Origin of the sequence: Streptomyces sp. NPDC050548 (assembly GCF_044457385.1) — a bacterium.
Lineage (GTDB): Bacteria > Actinomycetota > Actinomycetes > Streptomycetales > Streptomycetaceae > Streptomyces.
Genome location: NZ_JBITGV010000013.1, coordinates 163,348 through 189,125 on the forward strand (window position 1 = coordinate 163,348; position 25,778 = coordinate 189,125).

24 protein-coding genes and 1 pseudogene are annotated in these 25,778 nt (G+C 71.4%); 12 read left to right on the forward strand and 13 right to left on the reverse strand.

All coding sequences use genetic code 11. The annotated features are described in order from the left end of the window. From pcaG to pcaD, 3 genes are read left to right on the forward strand one after another with little or no spacing between them, the layout of a single operon-like run. Positions 1-606, forward strand: a complete 606-nt coding sequence (pcaG, locus tag ACIBJH_RS31815) for a protocatechuate 3,4-dioxygenase subunit alpha (RefSeq protein WP_399120343.1) — start codon at positions 1-3, stop codon at positions 604-606. Continuing rightward, positions 603-1,937, forward strand: a complete 1,335-nt coding sequence (gene pcaB / locus ACIBJH_RS31820) for a 3-carboxy-cis,cis-muconate cycloisomerase (RefSeq protein WP_399120344.1) — start codon at positions 603-605, stop codon at positions 1,935-1,937. Before pcaG ends, pcaB begins: the two co-directional genes overlap by 4 nt. Further along, entirely contained in the window at positions 1,934-3,055 is a 1,122-nt protein-coding gene (pcaD, locus tag ACIBJH_RS31825) for a 3-oxoadipate enol-lactonase (protein ID WP_399120345.1), read from the forward strand. Before pcaB ends, pcaD begins: the two co-directional genes overlap by 4 nt. A gap of 278 nt (positions 3,056-3,333) precedes the next feature. Here pcaD and ACIBJH_RS31830 read toward each other — a convergent pair whose 3' ends face one another. Beyond that, a complete protein-coding gene (locus ACIBJH_RS31830; RefSeq protein ID WP_399120346.1) occupies positions 3,334-6,018 on the reverse strand; it encodes an ATP-binding protein in 2,685 nt (894 codons plus the stop codon). A 429-nt stretch (positions 6,019-6,447) separates the two neighbouring features. Between ACIBJH_RS31830 and ACIBJH_RS31835 the strand changes: the two genes are divergently transcribed. Continuing rightward, on the forward strand, positions 6,448-7,467 hold the full coding sequence (locus ACIBJH_RS31835) for a DUF2510 domain-containing protein (protein WP_399120347.1): 1,020 nt from the start codon (positions 6,448-6,450) through the stop codon (positions 7,465-7,467). 151 nt (positions 7,468-7,618) lie between these two features. Here the strand turns inward: ACIBJH_RS31835 and ACIBJH_RS31840 are convergent, their stop codons facing one another. Beyond that, a complete protein-coding gene (locus ACIBJH_RS31840; protein WP_399120348.1) occupies positions 7,619-8,242 on the reverse strand; it encodes a TetR-like C-terminal domain-containing protein in 624 nt (207 codons plus the stop codon). Positions 8,243-8,466: 224 nt separating this feature from the next. On the opposite strand from ACIBJH_RS31840, the gene ACIBJH_RS31845 reads away from it, so the two are divergent. Both ACIBJH_RS31845 and ACIBJH_RS31850 read left to right on the forward strand, forming a co-directional pair. Further along, positions 8,467-9,264: a phosphatase PAP2 family protein gene (locus ACIBJH_RS31845; protein WP_399120349.1), complete on the forward strand. Its 798-nt coding sequence runs from the start codon at positions 8,467-8,469 to the stop codon at positions 9,262-9,264. After that, the gene (locus tag ACIBJH_RS31850) at positions 9,261-10,226 is read left to right on the forward strand and encodes a hypothetical protein (RefSeq protein ID WP_399120350.1); all 966 of its coding nucleotides are present in this window, start codon (positions 9,261-9,263) and stop codon (positions 10,224-10,226) included. The genes ACIBJH_RS31845 and ACIBJH_RS31850 overlap by 4 nt, the downstream gene beginning before the upstream one ends. Positions 10,227-10,232: 6 nt before the next feature. Here ACIBJH_RS31850 and ACIBJH_RS31855 read toward each other — a convergent pair whose 3' ends face one another. The 6 genes from ACIBJH_RS31855 to ACIBJH_RS31880 form a co-directional block, all read right to left on the reverse strand. Next, a complete protein-coding gene (locus ACIBJH_RS31855) occupies positions 10,233-11,066 on the reverse strand; it encodes a phospholipid scramblase-related protein (protein WP_399120351.1) in 834 nt (277 codons plus the stop codon). A 52-nt stretch (positions 11,067-11,118) separates the two neighbouring features. Next, complete coding sequence (locus tag ACIBJH_RS31860; protein ID WP_399120352.1) at positions 11,119-13,173, reverse strand: phosphocholine-specific phospholipase C; 2,055 nt, start codon at positions 13,171-13,173, stop codon at positions 11,119-11,121. A gap of 144 nt (positions 13,174-13,317) precedes the next feature. Further along, the gene (locus ACIBJH_RS31865; RefSeq protein WP_399120353.1) at positions 13,318-14,559 is read right to left on the reverse strand and encodes an ABC transporter permease; all 1,242 of its coding nucleotides are present in this window, start codon (positions 14,557-14,559) and stop codon (positions 13,318-13,320) included. After that, positions 14,556-15,368, reverse strand: a complete 813-nt coding sequence (locus ACIBJH_RS31870) for an ABC transporter ATP-binding protein (protein ID WP_399120354.1) — start codon at positions 15,366-15,368, stop codon at positions 14,556-14,558. The genes ACIBJH_RS31865 and ACIBJH_RS31870 overlap by 4 nt, the downstream gene beginning before the upstream one ends. Further along, positions 15,365-16,618, reverse strand: a complete 1,254-nt coding sequence (locus tag ACIBJH_RS31875; protein ID WP_399120355.1) for a hypothetical protein — start codon at positions 16,616-16,618, stop codon at positions 15,365-15,367. The genes ACIBJH_RS31870 and ACIBJH_RS31875 overlap by 4 nt, the downstream gene beginning before the upstream one ends. After that, positions 16,615-17,202, reverse strand: a complete 588-nt coding sequence (locus ACIBJH_RS31880) for a hypothetical protein (protein ID WP_399120356.1) — start codon at positions 17,200-17,202, stop codon at positions 16,615-16,617. Before ACIBJH_RS31880 ends, ACIBJH_RS31875 begins: the two co-directional genes overlap by 4 nt. 91 nt (positions 17,203-17,293) lie before the next feature. On the opposite strand from ACIBJH_RS31880, the gene ACIBJH_RS31885 reads away from it, so the two are divergent. Both ACIBJH_RS31885 and ACIBJH_RS31890 read left to right on the forward strand, forming a co-directional pair. Further along, positions 17,294-17,992, forward strand: a complete 699-nt coding sequence (locus ACIBJH_RS31885; RefSeq protein ID WP_399120358.1) for a response regulator transcription factor — start codon at positions 17,294-17,296, stop codon at positions 17,990-17,992. A gap of 70 nt (positions 17,993-18,062) precedes the next feature. Continuing rightward, positions 18,063-19,790 carry a sensor histidine kinase gene (locus ACIBJH_RS31890; RefSeq protein ID WP_399120359.1) on the forward strand — a complete coding sequence of 576 codons (1,728 nt, stop codon included), beginning with the start codon at positions 18,063-18,065 and terminating at the stop codon, positions 19,788-19,790. Between the two features lie 21 nt (positions 19,791-19,811). Here ACIBJH_RS31890 and ACIBJH_RS31895 read toward each other — a convergent pair whose 3' ends face one another. From ACIBJH_RS31895 to ACIBJH_RS31910, 4 genes are all read right to left on the reverse strand, one after another. Continuing rightward, the gene (locus tag ACIBJH_RS31895) at positions 19,812-20,885 is read right to left on the reverse strand and encodes an NAD(+)/NADH kinase (RefSeq protein ID WP_399120360.1); all 1,074 of its coding nucleotides are present in this window, start codon (positions 20,883-20,885) and stop codon (positions 19,812-19,814) included. Between the two features lie 21 nt (positions 20,886-20,906). After that, positions 20,907-21,878 carry an NADP-dependent oxidoreductase gene (locus ACIBJH_RS31900; RefSeq protein ID WP_399120361.1) on the reverse strand — a complete coding sequence of 324 codons (972 nt, stop codon included), beginning with the start codon at positions 21,876-21,878 and terminating at the stop codon, positions 20,907-20,909. Beyond that, positions 21,863-22,201 carry a flavin reductase gene (locus ACIBJH_RS31905; RefSeq protein ID WP_399120362.1) on the reverse strand — a complete coding sequence of 113 codons (339 nt, stop codon included), beginning with the start codon at positions 22,199-22,201 and terminating at the stop codon, positions 21,863-21,865. The genes ACIBJH_RS31900 and ACIBJH_RS31905 overlap by 16 nt, the downstream gene beginning before the upstream one ends. Before the next feature lie 149 nt (positions 22,202-22,350). Continuing rightward, on the reverse strand, positions 22,351-23,199 hold the full coding sequence (locus ACIBJH_RS31910; RefSeq protein WP_399120363.1) for a helix-turn-helix transcriptional regulator: 849 nt from the start codon (positions 23,197-23,199) through the stop codon (positions 22,351-22,353). A 123-nt stretch (positions 23,200-23,322) separates the two neighbouring features. Between ACIBJH_RS31910 and ACIBJH_RS31915 the strand changes: the two genes are divergently transcribed. Beyond that, a complete protein-coding gene (locus tag ACIBJH_RS31915; RefSeq protein WP_399120364.1) occupies positions 23,323-24,201 on the forward strand; it encodes a helix-turn-helix transcriptional regulator in 879 nt (292 codons plus the stop codon). Positions 24,202-24,295: 94 nt separating this feature from the next. Here the strand turns inward: ACIBJH_RS31915 and ACIBJH_RS31920 are convergent, their stop codons facing one another. Then, positions 24,296-24,439: a hypothetical protein gene (locus ACIBJH_RS31920; protein WP_399120365.1), complete on the reverse strand. Its 144-nt coding sequence runs from the start codon at positions 24,437-24,439 to the stop codon at positions 24,296-24,298. Positions 24,440-24,576: 137 nt separating this feature from the next. On the opposite strand from ACIBJH_RS31920, the pseudogene ACIBJH_RS31925 reads away from it, so the two are divergent. The 3 genes and pseudogenes from ACIBJH_RS31925 to ACIBJH_RS31935 all read left to right on the forward strand — a co-directional run bounded on the left by ACIBJH_RS31925 (position 24,577) and on the right by ACIBJH_RS31935 (position 25,715). Then, positions 24,577-25,286, forward strand: a pseudogene (locus tag ACIBJH_RS31925) (SDR family NAD(P)-dependent oxidoreductase). Between the two features lie 73 nt (positions 25,287-25,359). Then, positions 25,360-25,620 carry an SDR family NAD(P)-dependent oxidoreductase gene (locus ACIBJH_RS31930; protein ID WP_399120366.1) on the forward strand — a complete coding sequence of 87 codons (261 nt, stop codon included), beginning with the start codon at positions 25,360-25,362 and terminating at the stop codon, positions 25,618-25,620. Further along, complete coding sequence (locus ACIBJH_RS31935) at positions 25,590-25,715, forward strand: hypothetical protein (protein ID WP_399120367.1); 126 nt, start codon at positions 25,590-25,592, stop codon at positions 25,713-25,715. Before ACIBJH_RS31930 ends, ACIBJH_RS31935 begins: the two co-directional genes overlap by 31 nt. The last annotated feature ends 63 nt before the right edge of the window (positions 25,716-25,778 follow it).

A 25,778-nucleotide genomic window follows, 5' to 3' on the forward strand; every position in this document is an offset into this window, starting at 1 on the left:
ATGACGAAGATCGACACGAGCCGCCCGGAGTCCGTGCTGCCGACCCCGTCACACACGGTCGGCCCCTTCTACGGCTACGCGCTCCCGTTCCCCGGCGGCGGGGACATCGCACCGGTCGGCCACCCGGACACGATCACCGTCCAGGGGTACGTCTACGACGGCGAGGGCAATCCGCTGCCCGACGCCTTCGTGGAGTTGTGGGGTCCTGACCCCGACGGCAACCTGTCCACGACCGACGGTTCGATCCGGCGCGACCCGGCCAGCGGCGGCTATCTCGGCCGCAACGGCGTGGAGTTCACCGGCTGGGGCCGCATCCAGACCGACGCCAACGGCCACTGGTACGCGCGGACACTGCGGCCGGGTGCGCGCGGGCTCGGCGCCCCGTACCTCAGCGCGTGCGTCTTCGCGCGCGGCCTGCTGGTACACCTCTTCACCCGGATCTACCTCCCGGGCGACGAGGCCGCACTCGCCGCCGACCCGCTGCTGTCCGGGCTGGACCCGGCGCGGCGCGACACGTTGATCGCGCGGGACGAGGGCAGGGGCACCTACCGTTTCGACATCCGCCTTCAGGGCGAAGGCGAAACGGTCTTCCTGGAGTTCCAGTGACTTCTGCCGACCCGTCGGACACCGGCCTGCTCGCCCCCGGGTGGGCCGGCTCCCCCGCCGCGTCCGCGACCAGCGACACCGCGTACCTACGAGCGCTGCTCGACGCGGAGGCCGCGCTCACCCGCGCCCAGGCGGCGCTCGGGCTCGCGCCCGCCGAAGCGGCCGCGGCGGTGACGGCCGCGGCCGACGTGGACCGCTTCGACGTACGGTCCCTCGCGGCGCGCGCCCGCGTCGGCGGCAACCCGGTGATCCCGCTGGTCGCGGACCTCACGAAGGCGGTCGGCGCGGAGTACGGCCCCTACGTCCACCGGGGCGCGACCAGCCAGGACATCATGGACACCGCGACGATGCTCGTCGCCGCCCGCACGCTGGACCTGGTCCTGGCCGACCTCACGCGTACGGAGGTCGCGCTGGCGGGGCTGGCCGCCGCCCACCGCGACACCGCACTGCCGGGCCGGACGCTCACCCAGCACGCCGTACCGACGACCTTCGGGTTGAAGGCGGCCGGATGGCGGTCGCTGGTACTCGACGCGCGGGACCGGATGCGGGTGGCGCGGAGTGCGCTGCCCGTTCAACTCGGGGGCGCGGCAGGCACGTTGGCGGCCTTCGTCGCGTACGGCGCCGAGGACCCGCTCGCGCTGCCGGAGGAGTACGCCCGTGAACTCGGCCTGACGGCACCGCTGTTGCCCTGGCACGCGCTGCGGACGCCGGTCGCCGATCTCGCCGGGTGCCTGGCCTTCACGGTGGGCGCGCTGGGCAAGGTCGCCGCCGATGTGCTCGTCCTGGGCCGCACCGAGATCGCCGAGGTCTCGGAGGGCAGTGGCGGGGGTTCGTCGGCCATGCCGCACAAGGCGAATCCCGTACGGTCCACACTGATCGCCGCCGCCGCACGGCAGGCGCCACAGCTCGCGGCCGTCCTGTACGGCTCGTTGGTCGCCGAGGACGAGCGGCCGGCCGGGGCCTGGCACGCCGAGTGGGAACCGCTCAGGGAACTGCTGCGGCTGGTCGGGGGCGCGGCGCGCGACGGCGCCGAACTGACCGAGGGGCTGCGGGTGCACCCGGAGGTGATGCGTGAACACCTCGATGTCACCCATGGGTTGATCGTCTCCGAGCGGTTGTCGGCCGAGCTGGCGCCGCTGCTCGGGCGGGCCCGGGCGAAGGAGCTGCTGACGGAGGCCGCGCGACTTGCCTATTCCGAAGCCCGTCCGCTGGCCGAACTGCTCGCGCAGGAGCCAGAGTTGAAGGACCTCGACCTCTCCGCACTCACCGACCCCGCCCGCTACACGGGTTCCGCCGGAGCCCTCACCGACCGTGCGCTGGAGCGACGTTGACCGAGAAGCTGCTCAACTTCCGTGCCGAGGGGCCCGCTTCGGCGCCCCCTCTGCTGCTCGGCCCCTCGCTGGGTACGTCGTACGCGCTCTGGGACAAGGTCGCGCCCGAACTGTCCATCACCCACCGGGTGATCCGCTGGGACCTGCCGGGTCACGGCGGTTCGGCACCGGATCTGATCGCTCCCGGGGCGAGTGTCGGTGACCTCGCCGATCTGGTGCTCGCGCTCGCCGACTCCCTCGGGATCGGGCAATTCGCCTACGCGGGCGTGTCGTTGGGCGGTGCGGTCGGACTGCACCTGGCTGTGCACCACCCGGAGCGGGTGTCGTCGCTCGCCGTCATCTGTTCCTCCGCGCACTTCAACGGGGCGAAGCCCTGGGAGGAACGGGCCGCGCGGGTGCGGAGCGAGGGGCTGGGCTGGCTGGTCGAGAACGCCGACTCCCGTTGGTTCACGCCCGGGTTCACCGTGCCGGAGCTGGTGGCCGACCAGGGGGCCGCCGACCCGGCCGCGTATGCCGCGTGCTGTGACGCGCTGGCCGCGTTCGACCTGCGGTCGCGGTTGTCCGAGATCGGCGCGCGCACGCTGATGATCGCCGGGCGCGAGGATCCGGCGACCCCGCCGGCGCATCTGCGGGAGATCGCCGACGCGGTGGCGGGCTCGGCCCTGGTCGAGATCCCGGGGGCCTCGCATCTGGCGCCCGCGCAGTGTCCTTCGGCCGTTCTGAGCGCGCTGCATGCGCATCTCGGTGGGGGTGCGCGGCTTGGGATGGCGGTACGGCGTGAGGTGCTCGGCGACGAGCCCGTGGATCGGGCGCAGGCTCGGCAGACCCCCTTTACCGCGCGCTATCAGGACTTCATCTCGCGGTACGCGTGGGGGGAGATCTGGACCGACACGACGTTGTCGCGGCGCGAGCGGAGCATGGTCACGCTGACGGCGTTGATCGCACACGGGCATTACGCCGAGTTGGCCATGCATGTGCGGGCGGCTCGGCGTAATGGGCTGACGGCGGAGGAGATCGGGGCTGTGCTGTTGCAGAGTGCGGTGTATTGCGGGGTGCCCGCGGCGAACTCGGCGTTTGCCGTGGCTCAGCGGGTGCTGGAGGAAGAGGACGGCGACTAAGGGGGTGGGGGTGGCGTTGTGAGTCGGGTGCGGCTGCGTCGTGGCTGGTCGCGCAGTTCCCCGCGCCCCTAAAGACTTGGGCCGACCCGCGTTTTTAAGGAGCACGGATTCCCGCGTGCTCCTTAAGACCTGGGCCGGCCTGTGTTTTAAGGCGCGCAGTTCCTCGCGCGCCTAAAAACTTGGGCCAGCCAGTGCTTTTAGGGGCGCGGGGCTGTATCCATCAGCGGCTCCGCCGCGGGGCGCGACCAGCCCCCACCGGCCCGCAGCCGAAGAACGCCTCACCGCAACCCCCTCCCCGTCTCCAACACCTCCCGCGCCTGCGTCACCAAGCCGTCCGCCCCGCACGTACGCGCCAGCGTCAAACCCCTGTTGATCTCCGCCACCGACCGCGCGGCGATCCCGTACTCCACCCGCGCCGCCGCGTGTTCGTACTGGCAGGGCGACGACTCCAGGTACGCGACCGCCTGCGCGGCGAGCCGTACCGCACGCTGACCCGTCTCCAGCGCGGCAGCGCACCGCAGGGCCTCGCCGATGGCCGTGTCCGTGCCGAAGCGTTCGGCACGGCGGCGGGCGTCGGAGGCGAGCTGGGCGGCGCGGGTCGGGTCCTCGACGGCGAGGGCCCGGGCGAGGTCGATGGCCCACGGGACCAGTACCGGATTGTGGTGGCTGCGGACGCTCGCCGCCTTCGCGGCCTGCTCCAGTTCGTTGATGCCGTCCTTGGTGCGGCCGACGGCGATCAGCAGCCGGCCGCGCACACAGCGCGGGTCGGGCAGCACGATGGTGGACGGGTAGGGCGGTGTGAAGCCGTACTGTTCGGCGATCGCCCAGGCCTGTTCGACATGGCCGCGGGCGAGCAGCGTGTCGACCAGGTTGCAGGTCGCCGACCAGTACAGGGGCAGTCCGCGGCCGACCCGCTCGGCCAGCCGCAGGGACTCGCGCAGCGAGATCTCCGCCTCCCGGAGCCGGCCGCGCCTGCGGAGGCCGAGGCCCAGATAGGCGTGCGCCAGCGAGAGGTGGCCGCCGCTCCAGCCCGCCGTCTCGTAGGCGCGCAGCGCTTCGTTGTAGAGGCTCTCCGCGCGGTCCAGGCGGTCCGTGTAGGCGTACGCGCTGGCCAGCATCATGAGGATCTCCAGGCCCCATTCGGTGTCGGTCCAGCCGAGGCCGGGGGCGAGCCGTCCGTTGACGAGGGCGCGGTCGCAGACCTCGACGACCTCCTCGGCGTTCTCGCCGTGGGTCATGGCGTCGAAGCCGCGCAGGATCAGCAGGGCCCGCTCGGAGTTGTCGCGGCCGGTGCAGGTCGCGGCGAGTTCGGCGAGCCGGTCGGAGCGTCCAGGGGAGGTGCCCTCGCCCGCGTGGATGCCTTCCCACATGTACTGCACGGCCTGCAACCGCATCCTGGCGGCGCCCGGTTCGTGCCGGGCGGCCTCCGCCTCGACGGTGCGGACGGCCTCCTCCAGCTGGTCGTTGTGGGTCAGTGCCTGGGACAGCCGGAAGACGGCGTCCACGCGCGCGTGGCCGTCGAGGCCCGGCATGGCCAGGGCGCTCTGGATGTGGCCGATGGTGACGGCGGGTGCGGTGAGCAGGGTGGCGCAGCCCAGTTCGTAGAGCACGCTCGCGTGGGTCTCGGCGAGCGGCGGTTCCACCAGGGCGCGTTCCAGACAGCGGCGGGCCGCGTCGGGGGCGCCGATGGAGAGGTGTTCCCTGGCGGCCTCGCGCAGTTGCTCGACGAGTTCCTGGTCCTCCTCCGGGTGCACTTGGAGGAGGTGCCGGGAGGCGGCCGCGGCGCCGCGGCCGGAGTCGGTGACGACCTGGGCGGCGATGCCGTGCATGGCCGTACGCCAGCCGCCCGGGATGGAGTCGTAGACGGCGCTGGCGATCAACGGGTGGACGAACTCCAGCTCGCCGGCGTCGGCTTGGGAGGCGGCGGGGTCGGGGGCGGTGAGGATGCGGGCGCTGCGCAGGAGTTCGGCGCAGCGGTCCGCCTCGTCGCCGGTGATGGTGGCGAGGCGGGCGACCAGTTTCGCGGAGATGCCGGTGCCGAGGATGGCGGCGGCCCAGGCGAAGCGGGTGGCCTCGGTGCCGAGTCCGTCGAGGCGGGCGACGAGTCCGTCACCGCGTGAGGAGGCGTTCAGGGCGCGCAGTTCGGCGGCCGAGGCCTCGACCGGCTGGAGTTGGCTGTCCTGGACCTTGGCGAGGAGTTCGACGGTGTAGTAGGGGTTGCCGCCGGTGACCGCCCACACCTCGCGGCAGAACGGGTCGTCGGCGTGCGGGCCGATGGTGGCGCGGGTGAGGCCGGCGGTCGCGTCCGGGGTCAGGACACTCAGGTGGGTGATGGGGCGGCCGGTGAGATCGGCGATCGCGTCCAGGTACCGGCCGCGTTCGCCGGTGACCTCGCCGGGCCTGCGGGCGACCACGACGAGGACGGACAGGTCGTCGAGGCGCTCGGCGAACGCGGAGAGCCAGCGCAGGGTCTCCTGGTCGGCCCAGTGGGCGTCGTCGATCAGCAGGACGAGGGGCCACTCGCGTTTGGCGAGTCTGCGTACGGCGGCTACCAGGCCGTCGCACACGCCCTGCGGGTCGGCCCGTCGCTCGCCGGGTTCGGCGATGCCGAGGGCGGGTCCCGCGATGTCGTACCAGTCGCCGAGGTACTCGCGGGCCTCCTCGGGCATCAGCGAGAGCAGGGCGGGCTGCAGTAACTGCCGTACGACGTTGAAGGGGACGGACTTGAGGGTCTCGCCGCCGCGGGCCTGCCAGACCACGCAGTTGCGTTCCTCGGCGATGCGGCGGGTCTCCGCGAGGAGCGCGGTCTTGCCGAATCCCGCCTCGCCCCGGACGACCAGCAGACTGCCCGAGGACGACTGGTCCGCGCACAGGGCGTCGATCGCCTCCACGACACCGGCGATCTCTTCGTCGCGCTCCCACAGGGAGGCCGAGGTGGCCTCCGGGGGCCGGTCCTCCGTCATCCCGATTCCTCCCCGAGTAGGCCGAACGACGTACAGGCTTCGAGCGTAGCCGTCCGGCTGCCGGAGCGGAGGCGGGTCCGGGCAGCTGTTGCCGTATCGGGTGACGGCGGGGTTCCCGGGCATGACGAACAGTCAGAAGGCGTCTAAATGAAGCCGCTTTCGATCAATCGCGCAACACCATGAACAGGCTCGCCCGGCGACCGACGTTGGCACGTGCGAATCCATGCTGGTCGCCCGATCCCTCGTCACCGGCATGACGAAGTACTGCCGATCGCGTGGCACCGGGTGGCCGACGGCGACCCCGCACCTGCGTACGGCGGCGGTCCGGAACTCGTTCCGGACCGCCGTACGTTGTCCGGAGGGGGATCGGCGCGAGGTGCGGCCGGATCCTCTCATCCCGCTTTCACCGACGCCTCATACGGTAGGGACATGACGCAGGTGACTCCCCCCGGGTGGTACCCCGATCCCGGGCAGACGAATGACGGTCCCGCCACCGAGCGCTGGTGGGACGGCAAGGCATGGACGGACCGGACCCGCCCGGCCGGGTCGGCCGCCGAATGGGGTCCTCCGACCGAGCCGCCGTTCCCCGGGACGTACCCGGTGTATCCCGCGCAGCCCCCGGCCGCGTCGCGCCGCAATCTGCGCACGGGCATAGCCGTGGCGGTGGCCGTCGCGGTCCTGACGGCCATCGGTGTCGGCGCCTACGCGCTGTCCGGCAACGGCAGCGGGAACGGCAACCAGGCCGGCACCCAGCAGGCGCCGAACGGCCAGGGCGGCATCGGCGGCCAGGGCGGCCCCGAGGGACAGGGCGGCACGGGCGGGCAGGGCAATCCCTTCGGCGGGTCCGGCGGGACGGGCGGTTCCGGTGGCACGGGCGGTGCGACACCCGCGCCCAGCCAGTCCGCGCAGCCGAAGGTCAAGGCCGGCGGCACGGTGACCGACTCGCTCGACGGCATCAGCTTCACGGTGCCGGCCGACTGGTACGGCCAGGTCATCGAGGGCGGTGCCCAGGTCAGCTCGAACGACACGTACAAGTGCCCCGGCGACACGTCCCAGCCCTGTTCCACGGGCGGTGCGTACTCGGCCCCCGCCGTGCTCCTCGGCACCGCCGGCAGCACGGCCGAGGCCGTCGCCAAGGCGGACATCTCCGCCGCGGCCGAGCAGCAGTACGGCGGCAAGGTCTACGGCGGCATCACCTCGCACCAGGTGCTCGCCTCCAAGGCCGTCACCGTCGCCGGGCAGAAGGGCTACCTGGTGCGCTGGAAGGCGGTCACCAGCAAGGGCGCCGACGGCTATGTCGAGTCACTGGCGTTCCCCTCGCCCGCGAGCACCGGCCAGATGGTCGTGGTCCGCTTCGGCGTCGACGTCGGCCAGAAGGAGTCGTTGATCGACCAGATCACCGCGGGCATCAAGGTCGCCACGGGCAGCGGCGACGGCCAGACGATCTGATCCCGTTCCGCCCCGGCACACAGTCGGCCGGGTGGGGCGCCTCCCGCTCAAGAGGAACCCCACCCGGCCGGGGGGTGCGCGCCGCCCCCGTCCCCACGGTGCGGCGCGGCCAGGTCACCGTCCAGTCATCCCATGGACGGCGGCCTGATTCTCAGGGCGACCCGGACAGACCCAGTGCGGGGAGCACCGCGGCCTCCACGAATCTGACGAGGTAGTCGGGGTCGGCGTAGCAGCCCTCCAGGACGGGGCGGGCGCGCAGGACGCCGAAGATCTGGGCGGGGACGTACGGCAGCGCGGGGTGGTCGGCTGGGATCTCGCCGCGTTCCACACCGCGGCGCAGGATGTCCTCCAGCGCGGTGATCTCGGGGTGGACGAGCGCCTCGCGCAGTGCCTGGGCGAGTTCGCTGTCCTGGGTGACGGCGTGGCCGAGGGCCGCGACGAGCTTGGTGTCCTTCGCCGACCAGGCGCCCGCGGCCCGCGCGGCCTGGCGCAGGTCCTCCGCGAGGGAGCCGGTGTCGATGCCGGTGAAGTGCGCCCGGCGGTTGGCGCGCAGCGCCGCGGCGACGAACTGGGGCTTGGTCCCCCACTGCCGGTACAGCGTGGACTTGCTGCACCGGGTGCTGGTGGCGACGCCCTCCATGCTGACGGAGTCGTAGCCGCATTCTCTGATCTGGTCGAGCACGGCGTCGAAGAACTCCCGCTCACGCTCGGGCGTGATCTTGGAGCGGCGCGAGGCGGCGACCGTGTCCGGTGCGTCCTCAGCCTGCGACGTCATGGCTCTTCTCCTCGCTCGGCCCGCGGACTCGGGGTCCGCTCTCCAGTGTGTCTCGTTTCGCTATCGATACGCCAGTGTACCGGTACTCCACCGTATCGGTACCATCTCGTATCGGTACACTGGCGTATCGGAACGGACTCGTACCGATGAGTTCGGGCCGCCGGAAGGGTCACAAGCCCTGCCAGCACCACCACACGCACCACCGTCAGCGAAGGGGCCGGGGGATGAATGCCCGCACCGAGCCTGCAGAGAAGGGGACCAGCGCGATAGCGCGGCCCCCGCTCGTCCGTGAGCTCCTGCTCGTCGCAGGACTCTTCCTCGTCTACAAGTTCGGCCGCCAGCTGGCGACGGGCCACACCACCGAGGCACTGCACAACGCCCGCCACGTGTGGGACCTGGAACGGACCCTCCGTCTCCCGAACGAGGGCTCGGTGCAGTCGGTGCTGCTGCACAGCGACACCCTCGTGCACCTCGCGAACACCTTCTACGCGACCGTCCACTTCCCGGCCACCGTCGCTTTCCTGGTCTGGCTGTACCTGCGGCGCCCGGCGCACTACGTCTGGGCCCGCCGGGTCCTGGCGACGGTCACCTCGGCCGCCCTGGTCCTGCCCTTCGTGTTCCCGCTGGCGCCCCCGCGCATGCTGGCCGCGACGGGCCTCGTCGACACCGCGAAGGTCTACGGCCCCTCGGTGTACGGCCCGCCGACCAGCGACCACCTCTCGAACCAGTTCGCGGCGATGCCCTCGCTGCACTTCGGCTGGGCCCTGATGGTCGCGATCGGCCTCATCGTCGCGACCCGCTCGCGCTGGCGCTGGCTGTGGCTGCTGCATCCGCTGGTCACGCTGGTCGTGATCGTGGGCACGGCGAACCACTACTGGCTCGACGCGATCGTCGCCACCGCCATGCTCGGCATCGCCCTCGCGCTGATCCACCCGCCCCACCGCACGGCCACCACGGCAGGCCGCGGTCAGCCGGGGCTCGCCCCGGAGAAGCAGCCGGTTCTCGTCGGAGCCGGCCGATGAACGCCACCTTGGTCGCCGTCGGCCTCTCCCTCTTCTCGGCCGTCGCCTACGCGGCCGCCGCCGTGGCGCAGGAGCGGCTGGCGTCCCGCAACTCCGACGCGGGCATGCTGCGGCTGCTCGCCACGGGTTCCTGGTGGTGGACGGTCGTGCTGAACGCGTCGGCCGCGCTGCTGCACGTCGTGGCCCTCAAGTACGGTCCGCTGACCGTCGTACAGCCGCTGGGCGCGCTCACCCTGGTCGCCGCCGTACCGATGGGCGCGCGGGTGGCCGGGCGGCGGGTCAGCACGAGCGAGTGGCGGGGCACCGCCCTCACCCTGCTCGGCCTGTCGGCCCTGCTGGTCACGGCGTCCGGCCCCCAGCCCGACCAAGTCCTCACCGTTCCGCAGGCGTTGGCGGTCGCTGGCGCGACGTCCGCGCTGATCGGCCTGCTGGCCCGGCGCGGCGCGAAGCCCGGCCTACGGCACGCCTCGGCGTCCGGTGTCGCCTCGGGTGTCGCCTCCGCGCTCACCCAGACCGTGACGGTCGCGGCGACGGACCGCTCGGGCCCGCTGCTGAGCATGCAGGTGGTCGGAGTCGCCCTGCTGGTCGCGCTGTTCGCGGCGGGCGGGCTGCTGCTGTCGCAGACCGCCTACCGGGGCGGGCTCGGCGCCCCGCTCGCGGTGGTGACCCTGGCGAATCCGCTGGCCGCTGCCGCAATCGGCCTGGCCCTGCTCGGCGAACGCCTCCAGGGCGGTGCGGCCGGCATCCTCCTCGCGCTGGCGGGGGCCGGACTCGCGTCCTGGGGTGTGGTGCTGCTGACCCGGGTGACCCCGGTCGTGGCGCTGCCGAACGAGTACGGCGACCACGATCATCCCGTGGCCGCCGTGCTGGCGCTGGAGCCCGAATCGGCCTCCCTGGAACCGGCGTTGATGCCCCGGCAGCCGAACCGACGGTCCGAGCCGGGACATCTCACCGCGCTGTGACCGGGGTCAGCCCAGGCCCCGCGAGTCCTGCTTGAGGGCGGTGTCGACGGTCAGGGCCGTCGCCACCACCAGGCTCAGCAGCGGCTCGGGCAGCTGGTAGTGGATCTGCAGGACGTAGTTGTCCGCGGTGGTGAACATCGTCTTGGCGAGGCCTTCCCAGGTCTTGGTGATCCGGGCGACCTCGTTGTCCGCGTGGTCGACGATCGCGAAGTTCCAGGCGCGCCAGTTCTCCGCCTTGATCGCGCCGATCTGCTGACCGTTCACCATCAGCCCGAAGTTGATCTTCCCGATCATGTTCTGCTGGACGATCTCACCCACCTGCGAGCCGTCCGGGCGGGACACGATCACCCGGGACTTCATGATCTTCGCGGGCCGGGTCAGCACCAACTGCGGCTGCCCGTAGGCGTCCCGGATCTCCAGCCGGTGCGTCATGAACTGGTCGAGGCTGGAGACGAAGCGCAGCGCCTTCTTCAGCGCGCTCTGGCCTATCTCGGTCACGGTGCCGATCAGATTGCCGTTCTGATCCATGACCTTGTACTCGTTGGTCAGCTCGATCAGCTTGGCCTTCTGGTTCACCACGAGCACCGGCTCGCTGAACAGGCTGCCGCCGCCGGGGCCGCCACCGGCGACCCCGGCCTGCTGCTGCACTTGCTGATGGACCCTCGGGTCCGGCCCGGCCGCCTGCGGCGGCACGCCCTGCGGCGCCTGCTGGGCGGTCTGCCCCTGCTGGTCCGCGTTGGTGTGCTCGGTCCACTTCGCGCCGTCCCAGTAGCGGAGGGTCCGGGGCGCTCCGTGCGGATCCGGGTACCAGCCTGCAGGTGTGTTCGAATGCGTGGTCACCGGGGCACACTACCGCGAGTGCCCCGGAATACAACCGGCTCTACGGCAGCGCTCACAGCCGCCCGATCGCCGGATCGCTGACCCCCGGGCGACCGTTCTCGACATGTCCGGCGAATCGCCGCACGAAGCCCGCGTCGCCGTCCGAGGTGACCGTCAGGTCGTACCACCGCCTGCTCGCACCGAGGTCGAAGGTGTGCCGGACGGTGGCGCCCGCCCGCACCTTCACGGTCCGAGTCTTCCCGCCGTAGCCGTTGACGACCCTCAACTGCACTGTGCCGGAGCCCTTGTTGGTGAAGGTCAGCTCGACGTCGTCGCCGCAGTCACGGGCGGTGACCTCGGGTCCTGCGGTCCTGCCCGGGCCCTTGAAGACACGCAGGAAGCCGTTCGGGCCGTGCACGGTCAGGTCGTACGAGCCGTTCGAGTACGCCGAGTTCCAGGTGTCCGAGACGGTCTTGCCGGCCTCGGTGGTGTAACTCCAGGGCCCGTCGGTGCGGTTGCCGGAGGTGACCAGGAAGTTGGCGCCGGCCTTGGCGCCGGAGGCGAAGCTCAGCGTGAACTTGCCGGCCGTCGTGTCCGCCGAACCGTCCACCACCGACGCGTACTTGAGCGGGCGGGCCGGGCGCAGTCCGCGCTCCTGCTTCGGCAGCACGGGGTTGGCGGGCGGGGTCGGAACGTAGTCGGGGTGGCGGTTCTTGTCCGGCGGCCGGTAGCCGTCGGTGTCCGGCAGCGGGACCTGCTTGACGTCCTTGCGGGAGAAGTCGAAGGCGGTGGTCAGGTCGCCGCAGATCGCGCGCCGCCACGGCGAGATGTTGGGCTCGTGGACACCGAAGCGGCGCTCCATGAACCGGATCACCGAGGTGTGGTCGAAGGTCTCCGAGCAGACGTAACCGCCCTTGCTCCAGGGCGAGACGACGATCATCGGCACCCGCTGGCCGAGGCCGTAGGGGCCTGCCGGGTGGCTCGCGTCGCCCTTGAAGAGGTCGGGGCCGACGTCCACCGTCGACTTGCCCTGAGCCGCCGAGCCCGGCGCGAACGGCGGGACCAGGTGGTCGAAGAAGCCGTCGTTCTCGTCGTAGGTGATGAACAGGGCCGTCTTCGCCCACACCTTCGGGTCGGAGGTCAGCGCGTCCAGGACCTGGGAGACGTACCAGGCGCCGTAGTTCGCGGGCCAGTTGGGGTGTTCGGTGAAGGCCTCGGGCGCGACGACCCAGGAGATCTTCGGCAGCTTGCCGCCCTTGACGTCGGCCTTCAGCTGGTCGAAGAAGCCCTCGCCCTTCGTGGCGTCGGTGCCGGTGCGGGCCTTGTCGTAGAGCGGGTCGCCGGGCTGGGCGTTCTGGAACTGCCTGAAGTAGAGCAGCGAGTTGTCGCCGTAGTTGCCGCGATAGGCGTCCTGGATCCAGCCCCAGCCGCCGGCCGCGTCGAGGCCGTCGCCGACGTCCTGGTAGATCTTCCAGGAGACCCCGGCCTTCTCCAGGCGCTCGGGGTACGTCGTCCAGCTGTAGCCGGCCTCGTCGTTGCCGAGGACGGGGCCGCCGCCGGTGCCGTCGTTGCCCGTGTAACCCGTCCACATGTAGTAGCGGTTGGGGTCCGTGGAGCCGATGAACGAGCAGTGGTAGGCGTCGCAGATGGTGAAGGAGTCGGCGAGCGCGTAGTGGAACGGGATGTCCTCGCGGGTCAGGTACGCCATCGTCGTGGAGCCCTTGGACGGCACCCACTTGTCGTACTTGCCGCCGTCGAACGCGGCGTGCCCGTCGTTCCAGCCGTGCGGGAGGTCCTGGATGAACTGCAGGCCCAGGTCGTCCGCCTCGGGCCGGAACGGGAGGATGTCTTTTGTGCCGTCCGACTGGTACCAGACCGGTTTGCCGTCCTGCCGGGTCACGACCGGACGCGGGTCGCCGAAGCCCCGGACACCTCTGAGCGAACCGAAGTAGTGGTCGAACGACCGGTTCTCCTGCATCAGGACGACGATGTGCTCGACGTCCTCGATGCTCCCGGAACGGTGGTTCGCGGGGAGCGCGGCGGCACGCTCGATGCTGTTCGACAGCGCGGTGAACGCCGTGGTGGCACCCGCTAGTTGGAGAAAGCGACGCCGGTTGACTTCGGACATGGGTGAGGCACCTCTCATCCTGACGCGCGGCCGGCCGGAACATGGCGAAATGCGCGCGGTGCGAGTGTTCCAAGAGCAACAAACGTCAGGGAAGGGTCTGGTGGCGCTCATGTGAATCTCGTCCGTACGTGCGGGGGCGGAGCGTCACGTGGTCGCGAGGGCCTCCGTCGGGGTGAGGCGGGAGGCCCTGACGGAGGGGTAGACACCGGCGGCCATGCCGATCAGGACGGCGCCGCCGAATCCGCCCGCCACCGCGGGCAGCGGGACCACCGGCGGCCAGCCCTGGTAGGCGGCGTAACCGACGGTCGCCAGGATGCCGAGGACCGTGCCCGCCAGACCGCCGAGGCAGGACAGCGCCACCGACTCGGTGAGGAACTGCCCGCGGATCTGGCCCTTGTTGGCGCCCAGCGCGCGGCGCAGTCCGATCTCCTTGCGGCGTTCGAGGACCGAGATGACCATGGTGTTGGCCACTCCGATCCCGCCCACCAGGAGGGCCACTCCGGCGAGGCCGAGGAAGAGCGCGGAGAACGTCGTCTGCGTGGCGCGTTTCGCGGCGAGGGCGTCGGAGGGGCGGCTGACCTGCACCATGCCGGGGAGTTCGGGGTAGACGGTCGGGGCGAGCACGTTGCGGACGGCGTCGATGCCGTCCTCCCTGGCCTTGACGTAGATGACGGTCGGGTGGCCGGTGAAGCCCAGTTGGGTGCGCGCGGCGTCCCAGCCGACCAGGACCGCGCGGTCGATGTCGGGCGACAGCGGGGTCCGCGCGAGGACGCCGATGACCGTGAACCAGCGGTGGGCGATGTAGATCTGCGGGGCGGGCCGCCCGGGGACCACTTTCGCGATGCCCATCCGGGTGGCGGCCACCGAGCCGAGCACGGCCGTGGGGAACCGCTCGGTGCTCGCGCTGAGGTAACGCCCGGACTGGACCTGGGCGTTGATCGCCTTGAGCAGGTTCGTCCTGCTGGCCAGGACGGCGAGACCCGCATAGTCGTCGGCGTCGACGCGGTCGTTGCGGAACACCTCCGCATGAGTGTTGGCGACCGCGCTGGCCACGGTGACCGGGCCGATCCGGCGGACCATGTCCACGGACTGCGGCGGGAGTTCGACCGGCGGGGTCTGGTTGGGGATCGGTACCACCTGGAGCATGTTGGTGCCCAGCGCGGAGAGTTGGTTCATCAGCGCCTTCTGGCTGGACGCCGGGATCCCGGTCACCACGATCATCGTGGCGATGCCGATCGAGATGCCCAGCGCGGACAGCGCCGCCCGCATCCGGCGGGTGTGGATGCCGAGCAGTCCCAGGCGCAGGATGTCCAGCGGAGCCAGCCGTACCGGCGTGGTGTCGGCGACGGCCATGGCGGCGGTCGGCTTCGGTGCGGTGAGGGTCATGACCGGCGTTCCCCCTGGATGTCGGTGAAGGTGTCCCTGCGGATGGCGAGGGTGTCGTCGGTGAGTTCGGCCGTGTCGATGGCCTGGGTGTCCTCGCCGGAACCGTCGCCGGAGCCAGAGCCGGAGCCGTCGCCACGGATGTCGGCGACCAGCCGACCGTCGAGGATCTCCACCCGGCGGGGCAGCTGCGCCGCGATGTCGCGGTCGTGGGTGATGATCGCGATGGTGGTGCCCTCGTCGTTCAGGGCGGTCAACAGCTCAAGTACGGCACGGCCGTTGGCGGTGTCCAGGGCTCCCGTGGGTTCGTCCGCGAGGACCAGGGCCGGGCGGTTGACCAACGCGCGGGCGATGGCGACCCGTTGGCGTTCGCCGCCGGAGAGCTGGTTCGGCAGATGCCCGGCGCGGCGCGCGAGACCGACCCGGGCCAGTGCCTCCCGGGCCAGCGGAGCGCGCTGCCGGCGCGGAACTCCCGCGTAGAGCAGGCCTGTTGCCACGTTCTCGGCGGCGGTCAGTCCGTCGGTGAGGTGGAACTGCTGGAACACGAAGCCGAGTTGGCGTCCACGCAGCGCGGAGAGCCTGCGGTCGGAGAGGGTCGCGACGTCGTGGCCGCCGATCTCCACGGTGCCACTGGTCGGCCGGTCCAGGGTGCCCATGATGTTGAGCAGCGTCGACTTGCCGGACCCGGACGGGCCGACGATGGCGAGGAGTTCGCCCTCCTCGACGGCGAGCGAGACACCGTCCAGGGCCTTCACCCCGCCGGGGTACTCCATGCCCGCGTCGATCACGGCCAGTACCGGTCGGCTCTTCACGAGGTGGTCTCCACCTTCAGCCCGGCCGTGACACCGGCGCCGCTGATCTCGACAAGCCCCTTGGCGAACATGCCGGTCTTCACCGCGAGCAGCCGGCCGCCGGGCAGTTGGACGGCGTAGCCGCCCTCGCTCAGCGCCAGCAGCGCGCCGACCGGTACGGCGAGCACGCCCTTGTGGCTCTCCGAGGTGAACGCCACCTGCACCGGAGCGGAGGTCAGCTTCCGCACCGCTCCGGTGTCGGGCAGCGAGACGGTGACCGTGAGCTGCGCGGGGGCCGAACCACTGGTGTCACCCTGGGAGTTGTCGGTGGCGGCGGTCGAGCCGACCACGTCGATGGTCCCCTTGACGGTGGAGTTGTCCGGCAGGGTCACGGTGACCCGGTCGCCCCGGGACATCGTGCCGACCTCGGTCGCGTCCACCGGCACGGACACCTTCTTGGTGGTGGAACTGACCGTCATCAGGGTCCCGGTGGCGTCGTCGCCGCTCTGCGCCTGCACCGCGCCGACCCGCACCTCGCCGGACTGCACCGTCACGTCCCCGATGCCGAGCACTCCGGTGGCGGGCATCCCGACATGGGCCTGCCAGCGCCGGATCGCGGCGATCAGCTCGGCGGTGAGCACGCCGTCGCCCTCCTTCACCTTGACCGCGGTCGCGGTCGGGGTGGGCGTGGGAGAAGGGGCGGCACTCGCGGAGGGGGCGGCCGTGCCGTCCGTCTTGTCGGACGCGCCGGCGTCGGTGGGATCCGTGGCGGCCGGGTGCTGAGTGACCCAAGTCCCCACTCCCGGTTGGAGCCCGATGTCGTAGCCGAGCTTCTTGAGGTTGTCGGCGACCACCCGGACGTCGGGCCCGGTGGTGCCCCGCGCGTTCAGGGTGCGGTAGAGGGGGGTGCCGCCGTAGAACACCGGCACGGGGACGTTGTCCACCTTGTACAGGGCGCGGCCCCTGGAGACCGTGGCTCCGGGGGCGGGCAGCCAGGTGACCAGTCCGGTCCTGGCGCCCTTGACCGGGGCGGCCTTGCTGTAGCCGAGGGTGCCGCTGAGGGTCTGGGCGTTGGAGAGGTCGGTCCTCGTCACCGTCGCGGTGCCGACCCGGGCCGAGTCGGCGGCCGTCGTGCTCGGTTTCGCGGTGCCGTCCTGCCAGACGGTGACGCCGAGCGCGGTCGCCGTGACGCCGGCCAGCGCCACGGCGCCGATCTTCAGACGGCGTCTGCCGCGCCGGGGGCGGGCGTCGTCGTCGCTGGTCGTCGTCACTTGTACGCCTTCAGCTCGCAGTCGTGGTCGAGCTTGTCCTGCTGGGCCTGGGTCAGGGTGGACTCGCCGACGTAGTTCCAGCCGGAGCCGTCGGCCAGGCCCTTGACCTTCAGGCCCCCGTCGTTGAGGCACTTGATGTACACGCGGAAGTCGTCCATGTAGTGCGGGTTCTTCGCCGGATCCTCCTCCGGCGGTTCGAGCGGCTTCTTCGAGAGGCAGGCCTTGGTGGCGGCCGGGTACTTGTCGAGGTCACCGGCGATGGACCACGCGGTCGAGCCGGGCTTGTGTCCGGTGGGGGCGCCCTGGTCGTGCAGACACTGGGTCCAGACCGCGTACAGCCGTGCACGCTCCTCGTCGGTGGAGTCCAGCCGCAGCTGCGGGCGGCCCGTCTCCGCCTCGGCGCTCGCGGACGCCGCCCCGGCGTTCGCCTTCGGGGTCTCGATCGAGGCGACGCCGGTGTCCTTCGAGGCGCTGCTGCCGTCCCCGCCCGAACCACCGCCGCACGCGGACAGGAGGGACAGCGCGGCTGCCGCGGCCAGGCCCGCGCCGAGGGCGGAGCGCCTTTGATGAGTGAGTTTCGACATGGCGGCACAGTCGCCGGAGCTTATGAAGATCCGGTCAGGCCGCCGTCAGACTCCTGTCTGATCTCGTGGCGGCGACCTTAGGGTGAGCGGCGTGAACGCATATGTCCTGGTGGCCGAGGACGACGTCAAACAGGCCGAGGTGATCCGCCGCTACCTGGAACGCGAGGGCCACTCCACCCTCGTCGTCCACGACGGGCGCGCGGCGATCGACGAGGTGCGGCGCCGGCAGCCGGATCTGCTCGTCCTCGACGTGATGATGCCGCTCGTCGACGGTCTGGACGTGTGCCGGGTGCTGCGCCGGGAGTGCGAGGTGCCGGTGCTGATGCTGACCGCGCGCAGCACCGAGGAGGATCTGCTGCTCGGCCTCGACCTGGGCGCCGACGACTACATGACGAAGCCGTACAGCCCGCGCGAGCTGATGGCCCGCATCCGCACCCTGCTGCGGCGCACCCGGGCCTCGGTCGCGGTGGACGATCCGGTGATCCGGATCGGCGCTCTCGCCATAGACCCGGTCCGCCGTACCGTCGACCTCGACGGACGCCAAGTGGTGTGCACGCCCGGGGAGTTCGAGATCCTCGCGGCGATGGCAGTCGAACCGGAACGGGTCTTCAGCCGCCGCCAACTCCTCGCTCTGACAAGGGGGTTCGACCGCTACATCACCGAACGGACCATCGACGTGCACATCCTGAACCTGCGCAAGAAGATAGAAGCCGTCCCCCGCCAACCCGCCTATCTGCAGACCGTGTACGGCGTCGGCTACAAGCTCGTCGACGGCAGCCGTGCGCACTGAGCCGGAGACCGGCGGCGAAGGGCGGCCCAGAACTCGGGTCCGGGCCAAAGTACCCCTGCACAGAAGCCTGTTGGTCCGCCTGCTGGCCACCTCCGTGATGATCGCCGTCTGTTCGGTCGCGGCCACCGCCTGGCTGGCGGCGCGCACCACGAGCAACGCCATCCAGCAGGAACAGGGCCAACTCCTGTCCTCCGACACGGAGATCTACGACACCCTCGTCGGCTACGCCGCCACGCACCGGGACTGGAGCGGCGTCTCCCCCACCCTGCGCCGGCTCGCCGAACGCACCGGGCGCCGGATCACCCTGACCACGCAGAACCATCGCCCGCTCGCCACCTCGGCCGCCTCGGTCGCCACCCTGCCCAGCAGGGCGTCGGCGGTCGTCGATCCCCTGCACACCGACTCGGCCCTGCTGCCCGGCACCGCGACGGACCGCATCGACCCGCGTGCCGTCGGCCCGTACCGGCTGACCGCCGCCGAGCGGAAGTCCCTGCGCATCACGGCGGAGAAGATCCGCTACTGCATGGGAGGCCCCGACGGCGTCGGCACCCTCGTCGAGACGCCGAGCGGCCGGACCTCCCTCAGGTTCCCGGACGGCATGCTGAGCGGGTCCGACAAGGAGTACAGCTGCGGCGTCGACCAGCTCTCCGCTCCCGTCCGGTCCGAGATCGCGCCGCTCAACCGGTTCAACACCATGGTCAACGAGTGTCTGGCGCGGCAGCACCAGGAACCCGTGAAGATCGGGCTCGACTTCGCCCTCCGGATGACGGGCGACACCCGGTCCGCCCAGTCCTGCGTCGACACCGCCCGCCGCGACCAGCTCGCCCCCTATGTGGCGCCGGCCGCGCTGCTGTACGTCACCACCCCGGCCGGTTCGACCGCCGCGCCCGGCTTCCGCTTCGCCTCCGCCAACACCGCCCGTATCGCCGGGGTCGCCGGTCTGGTGCTGCTGGTCACCGTGGCCGTCACCGTCGCCGTCGGCACCCGGCTGGTGCGACCGCTGCGCGCGCTGGCCGAGGCGGCCCGGCGTCCGGTGCAGGAACATCAGCGGGTGCCGGTGACGACCAACGACGAGATCGGCTATCTCGCCGCCGCCTTCAACGACCTCTCGCAGCGCCGCGAACGCGTGGAGGGCCAGCGCAAGGCGATGGTCAGCGATGTCGCCCATGAACTGCGCACCCCGCTGAGCACCATCCGCGGCTGGCTTGAGGCCGTCCAGGACGGCATCGCCACCTCCGACCAGGCCCTCGTGGACTCCCTGCTCGAAGAGGCACTGCTGCTCCAGCACATCGTCGACGACCTCCAGGACCTCGCGGAGGCGGACGCGGGCCAGCTGCGCGTCCATCCCGAACCGCTGCGCGTACGCGATCTCCTCGACCATGTCGCCACCGCCCACCAGGCCCGCGCCGACACCGCGGGGGTCTCCCTCACCACCCGCGTCGACGGCGATCCCGAACTGCCGGGCGATCCCGTACGGCTGCGGCAGGTGGTCGGCAACCTGGTGTCCAACGCGCTACGGCACACCCCCGCGGGCGGCCGCGTCACCCTGAGCGCCCGCGGGGCCGGGGACGGGGTGACGATCGAGGTCGCCGACACCGGTACCGGTATCCCGCCCGAGGACCTGCCACGGGTCTTCGACCGGTTCTGGCGGGCCGAGAAGTCCCGCAACCGCCGCACCGGCGGCAGCGGCCTCGGCCTGGCCATCGTCCGCCGCCTCACGGAGGCGCACGGCGGGACGGTGACGGTGACCAGCACGGTCGGCGCCGGCACGGTCTTCACCGTCCGCCTGCCGGCGTGAGCCCGCGACGCGGAACCTTCCCTACGACCCTCGGCGCGCGGCGGTGGGCGGCGGCAGGCGCAGTCCCGCGAGGTCCGGCGGGACCGGGGTGTCGGGGCGGAAGAAGGGGGCCGCGGGACCGTCCTGGACGGTGGCGGGGGCGTCGGTGAGCCGGAACCGGTCCCGCAGCCTGCCGTAGAAGTCGGTGGGACGCAGGCGGACGAGGCGCACGCGCTGCGGGGCGCGGAAGACGCCGATCCAGTCGCCGGGGTCCAGGACTCCGCGGAGTTGGCCGTCGACACTGACGGCCGCCTGGCCGGAGTGGGGCAGTACACGGAGGCCGACCGGCTCGTCGGGGGCGGCGACGACGCTGCGGTCGAAGGTCATGTGCGGGGCGATGGGCGTGAAGACGAGGGCGTCCATGTGGGGTGAGAGGACGGGTCCGCCGGCGGCGAAGCTGTAGGCCGTGGACCCGGTGGGGGTGGCGACGGCCAGGGCGTCGGCCGAGTAGCTCGCCAGCAGCCCGCCGGCCAGGTAGACACCGACGCTGACCTGCCGGTCGCGGGCGAGCTTCTCCAGGACGACGTCGTTGAGGGCGATGACGTCCAGCGCGCAGCCCCAGCCGCCGCCCTCCGTGGTCTCGGGCCGGACCTGCGGCGGCGGCAGCATCGGACCGCGGCCGTAGCGCAGCAGGGCCTCCATCTCCTCGGGGATGTCCAGGGGCCGGGAGGCGCGCATGGTCAGCGTCATGCGTTCCTCCACGATGGCCCGGCCCTCGTGCACGGCGTCGAGGGCGTCACCGATGTCGCGGGCCGGGACCTCGGTGAGGAAGCCGACCTTGCCGAGGTCGACGCCGAGGACGTCGGCCCCGCTCTTGACGGCGATCCGGGCCCCGCGCAGAAAGGTGCCGTCGCCGCCGAGGGTGACGACGAGGTCGGGGCGGCCCGCGGCCTCGGACTCCTCGCGTCCGGCACGACGGTGCTGGTCCTTGGCCCACACGTCGATCTCCGTGCAGCGGACGCCGTGTGCCTCGCTCCACGCGTGCACGTCGCGCGCCGCGTCCCGGGCGGTCGCCCGCCCCTGGTGGACGACGAGACCGATACGACGTACGGGCATGAGGTCCTCCGTGAAGTGGGGTCAGGCGTCGGGGGTGCGGAGTTCGTCGGCGAGGGCGGCGCGTTCGTCCGGCGGGACCAGGCTGAGCACGATCTTCCCGCGGGTGTGGCGTCGCTGCACCTGCCGGTAGGCCTCCTGGACCTGTTCCAGCGGATACACCTCGCTGATGTGGACGGTGAGCAGTCCCTTGGAGACCAGTTCGGCGAGTTCGGCGACCAGTTGAGGGGTGAAGACGTCCTCCTGGGCGCGGCTGCGCACGCCGTAGCGGGCGACGGCCCGGCCGTCGGCGAGGGTGTTGATGCGCTGCGGGGCCACACCCAGCTCGACGGCGATGTCGACGTTGCCCTGCCCGAAGGTGTCCACGAAGGCGTCGATGCCATCGGGTGCGGCGGCCCGCAGCCGGTCGGCGAGGCCGGGTCCGTGCGCGACGGGGACGACGCCGAGCGAGCCCAGGAAGTCGGCGTTGTGCGGTCCGGCGGTGCCGATGACCTGCGCGCCGCGCAGCCGGGCCAGCTGGACGGCGAGGGAGCCGACCCCGCCGGCCGCGCCCGACACGACGACGGTGTCCCCGGCGGTCGGTGCCACGGCGTCCACGGCGGCCCAGGCGGTCACGCCCACCGCCGACAGCGGTGCGGCGGCCTCCCAGTCGATGTCGGCGGGTTTGGGGGCGAGGAGTGCGGCGGGCGAGACGACGCAGTCGGCCTGCGCTCTGCGCGGCAGATAGCCGATGACCTCGTCGCCGACGGCGAAGTCGGCGACGCCCGGGCCGAGTTCGGCGACCAGGCCGGCGAAGTCGTTGCCCTGGCCCTCGGGGAAGTCGGCGGGCCACATGTCCGCGAAGACGCCCTGCCGGATGCCGGCCTCCCCGGGGTTGACCCCGGCGACGACCACCCGGACCAGCACCTCCCCGGGGCCGGGCTTCGGGCGCGGCACCTGGACGACCTCCAGCACCTCCGGGCCGCCGTAGCGGGAGAACTTCACTGCTCGGGGCATGGTCGGGTCTCCTGACGTCGATGGCCTACAGAAGGTACTGCCGCTTGGTCATGCGGTCCTTGAGGTCGACGGTCGGGCCGTCGTCGGCGAAGCACTCCGCGACGAGCGGTGCCCGAGCAGTTGCCGATGTCGACCACGGTGGCGGCCAGTTCGGCCGTCGGGACGGCTACGACGCACTCGACGGTCTCGACGGTCTCGACGAGCGCCTCGTAGCTGTGGTCCCAAGGGCCGATGGTCGCCGCGATCAGGGGCGGGTCGTGGCGCACCATCATGGTGAAGCCGTTGGTCATCACGTTCGGGACGCCCCGGTGCCGGGTGGTCACCAGGACGACGGGGCCGGGTTCGATCAGCCGGTGCGCCTGGTCCAGGGGGTGGGGCCGGCGCGCTGTCCGTCGGTTCGAGTGTCGACAGCGGGCGCGCCGGTATGAAGGCCGTGGTTTTCCTGGGTGCGGCCGGGCCGGTCTCGGCTCTGTCACGGGTGTGCGTTCGCCGGGGCCTTCTTCGGCTCGGCGGCCGGCGCCCGCAGTGTCTCGAAGGCCGCCGCGGTGGGACTCGCGGGTTCGGCCTGGTAGACGACGAGTTGCTGGTGCGGGGCGCCGTTGACGGTGAACGCGGCGAACGCGATGTGCAGGTCGCCGACGTCCGGGTGCTTGAGGTGCTTGACCTCCTGGGACTTGGACTTGACGTCGTGCTGCTGCCAGAGGGCGGTGAACTCCTCGCCGGCGTCGCACAGTTCGGCGACCACCTCGGCGATCCGGGCCGATTCGGGATCGTGCCCGTAGGCCGCCCTGAGTTCGGCGACGCAGGAGTGCGCGGCCCGCTCCCACTCCTGGTAGAACTCGCGCCCGGCGGGGTCGACGAACACATTGCGGGCGAGGTTGTCGAAGGCGTCGAACCCGCTGTGCAGCGCCGTGGCAAGGGAGTTGCCCGCGAGGATGTCGAGGGCGGGGCCGAGGACGAAGGCCGGGGTGTGCTCCCAGCCGTCCATCAACTGCAGCAGCTGGGCGCTGACTTCGGCCTCGCTCCGGCCGTGCGGGCGCTGCGAGGGCGCGAGGCAGAGGCGGTTGAGATGGTCGGCGGACTCCGCGTCCAGCTTCAGCGCCTGCGCCACGGCCTCCAGCACCTGCGGGGACGGGCTGCTCTCGCGTCCCTGCTCCAGCCTGATGTAGTAGTCGGAGCTGACTCCGGCGAGCAGCGCGACTTCCTCCCTGCGCAGTCCCGGCACCCGGCGGCGCCCGTACTCGGGCAGACCGACGTCCTGGGGCTTGAGGGCCTCGCGGCGGGCCCGGAGGAAATCGCCCAAAGGGGTCCCATTGCTCATGCGGCAAGACTAAGTGTTTTGGGTTCGATGAGAAGGCCGTCACCCGGGGAGCCGCGGTCCTGGGTGCGACGCACCCACCGTCGACCCTCCTTCTCCGGGTGTTTTCCGCCTAGCCTCGACGATATGGACAACGACACGCGCCCCGACCCGGCGGAAGGACTGGGTCGCTTCCTCCGCTCCCGCAGGGAACGCGTCGGCCCCGCGGACGCGGGGCTGCCCGGCTCCGGCCGCCGCAGGGTCCCCGGACTGCGGCGCGACGAGGTCGCGGCGCTCGCGGGAGTCAGCCGGAGCTACTACAGCCGGCTGGAACAGGGCCGTGAACTCAGCCCCTCCGTAAGGGTGTTGGAGGCGATGGCGCGTGCGTTGCGGCTCGGGGACGAGGACCGGCGAGAGCTGTTCCGCCTCGCACGGCCCACGGCACGTCGTACGAAGCGGCCCGTACGGGTCGAGCGGGTCCGCCCGCATCTGCGGCAGCTGATCGAGAGCTGGACCGGGACACCGGCCTTCGTCATCGGCCACGCCCAGGACCTGCTGGCCACCAACGCCCTGGCCGACGCGCTCTACGCCGACTTCGCCCAGCAGGACAACGTGCTACGGATGCTGTTCCTTGACCCGTCGGCGAGGACGTTCTACCGCAACGCGGAGCGGGCCAAGGACCGTGCGGTCGCCGACCTCCAGCAGACCGCCGCGAGCACGCCCGAGGATCCCCGCATCCTGGAGCTCGTCGGTGAACTGTCGGTGCGCAGCGGCGAGTTCCGCTCACTGTGGGCCCGTGAGTACACCCGGGTCCCGCCGTACGAGGTGAAGCGGATGCGGCATTCCGTGGTGGGGGAACTGGAGTTGCGGCACGAGGCCCTCACCATCCGCAGTGCGCCGGGCCAGCAGCTGATCATCCTCCAGGCGGAGCCGGACTCCCCCTCGGCGGACGCCCTGGCCCTGCTCGGATCGCTCAACGCGCCCGAGATGCCGCACCAGCAGAATCCGGCACAGGACGCCCAATAAAAGCACGGCCCTTTGCCGCGTCGGCTGTTACCAGGAATTCCGCTCGACAGCATCCAGTATTCGGTCCAGCATCTCGCCGAAAATGCGCACGTCGTCAGGAGTCAGTGGATCGAAGCCGGCTGCGCTCCCAGTCCACCTCGACGCCGAGGTCCCGTGCGCGCAGCACCCCGCCGGCGGACTCCGACAGGGGCGCGAGAAGCGCGTAGTCGGCCGCCGAGAGGCCCCATTCCCACTGCAACTGCTGGTCCTGGGCCCGTTCCTGGGTGTGGGACTCCCAGGAAAACCGCTGCCTTCATAGCTCCCCGGCGGAGGGACAGACTCATTTGTGTCAACAGGAAATCCCCCACAAGGGAAGCAACGAAAGAGGTTTTCCCCATGACTACGTGGTTTGTCACCGGCGCCTCCCGTGGAATCGGCGCGGAAATCGCCCGGGCCGCGCTGACAGGCGCTAACAATGTCGTGGTCGCCGTACGGAATCCGGAGCGGGTGCCGGCCGCGGTCTGCTCGGCGCGCTGGAGGAGATCACCGACGGGGAGGCCTGCTCGCTGTTCGACCGCAATGTGTTCGGCCTGATCAACGTCACCCGGGCCATCCTGCCCGTAATGCGCGAGCAGGGTTCGGGCAAGCTCGTGCACATCGGTTCCCGCTCGGACTTCGAGGGCGAGCCCGGTGTCAGCCTGTACTGCGCCTCGAAGTTCGCGGTCGCGGGGATCAGCGAGGCGCTCTCCGCGGAGATGGCGCCGTTCGGCATCCAGTCGATGGTGGTCGAACCGGGTGTGTTCCGCACCGCCTTCCTCGACGCCAGCTCGCTCTCGGTGGCCGCGCACCGTATCGCCGACTACGACGACACCCCGGCCCACGTGACGCTGGACTGGATCGACCGGGCCAACCACGCCCAGCTCGGCGACCCCGTGCGCGGCGCCGCGCTGATCGTCGAGGTCGCTGGCACCGAGAAGCTGCCCACACACCTCTCCCTCGGCCGCGACACGCTGGAGCGGCTGGAGGTCAAGTACCGGCAGGTGCGGGACGACCTGGCCCCGTGGCGCGAGAGGCCCGCGGCCACCGCGCACGACGACGTCACCTGACACCACTTCCGCCCTGCTCACTGGTACCCCGCCGGCCGTCCGCGTCGCCGTCGTCTCCGGCGCCTCCAGCGGCATGGGTGCCGTCACCGCCGAACGTCTCGCCGAACTCGGCGCCACCGTGGTGGTGTTGGGCCGCCGCAAGGAACGGCTGGACAGCCTGGTGAAGAACATCGAGGCGGCCGACGGCACCGCGCTCGCCCTGGCCGTCGACGTCACCGACCGGGACGCCGTCCAGACCGCCGCAGATCAGATCAGGTCGCCGAGCGCTTCGGCAAGGCCGACCTGGTGTTCAACAACGCCGGTGTGCAACTCATCTCCGACATCGAGGAGTTGAAGGTCGACGACGGGCAGCAGCAGATCGACCTCAACATCAGCGGGCTGATGAACATGATCGCCGCGTTCCTCCCCCACCTCGGCGCCATTGGTTGACACGACAACAAGCGTGGTATTTTGTTGACACGTCAATGAAGACGGTGAAACTCCCGGCAGACC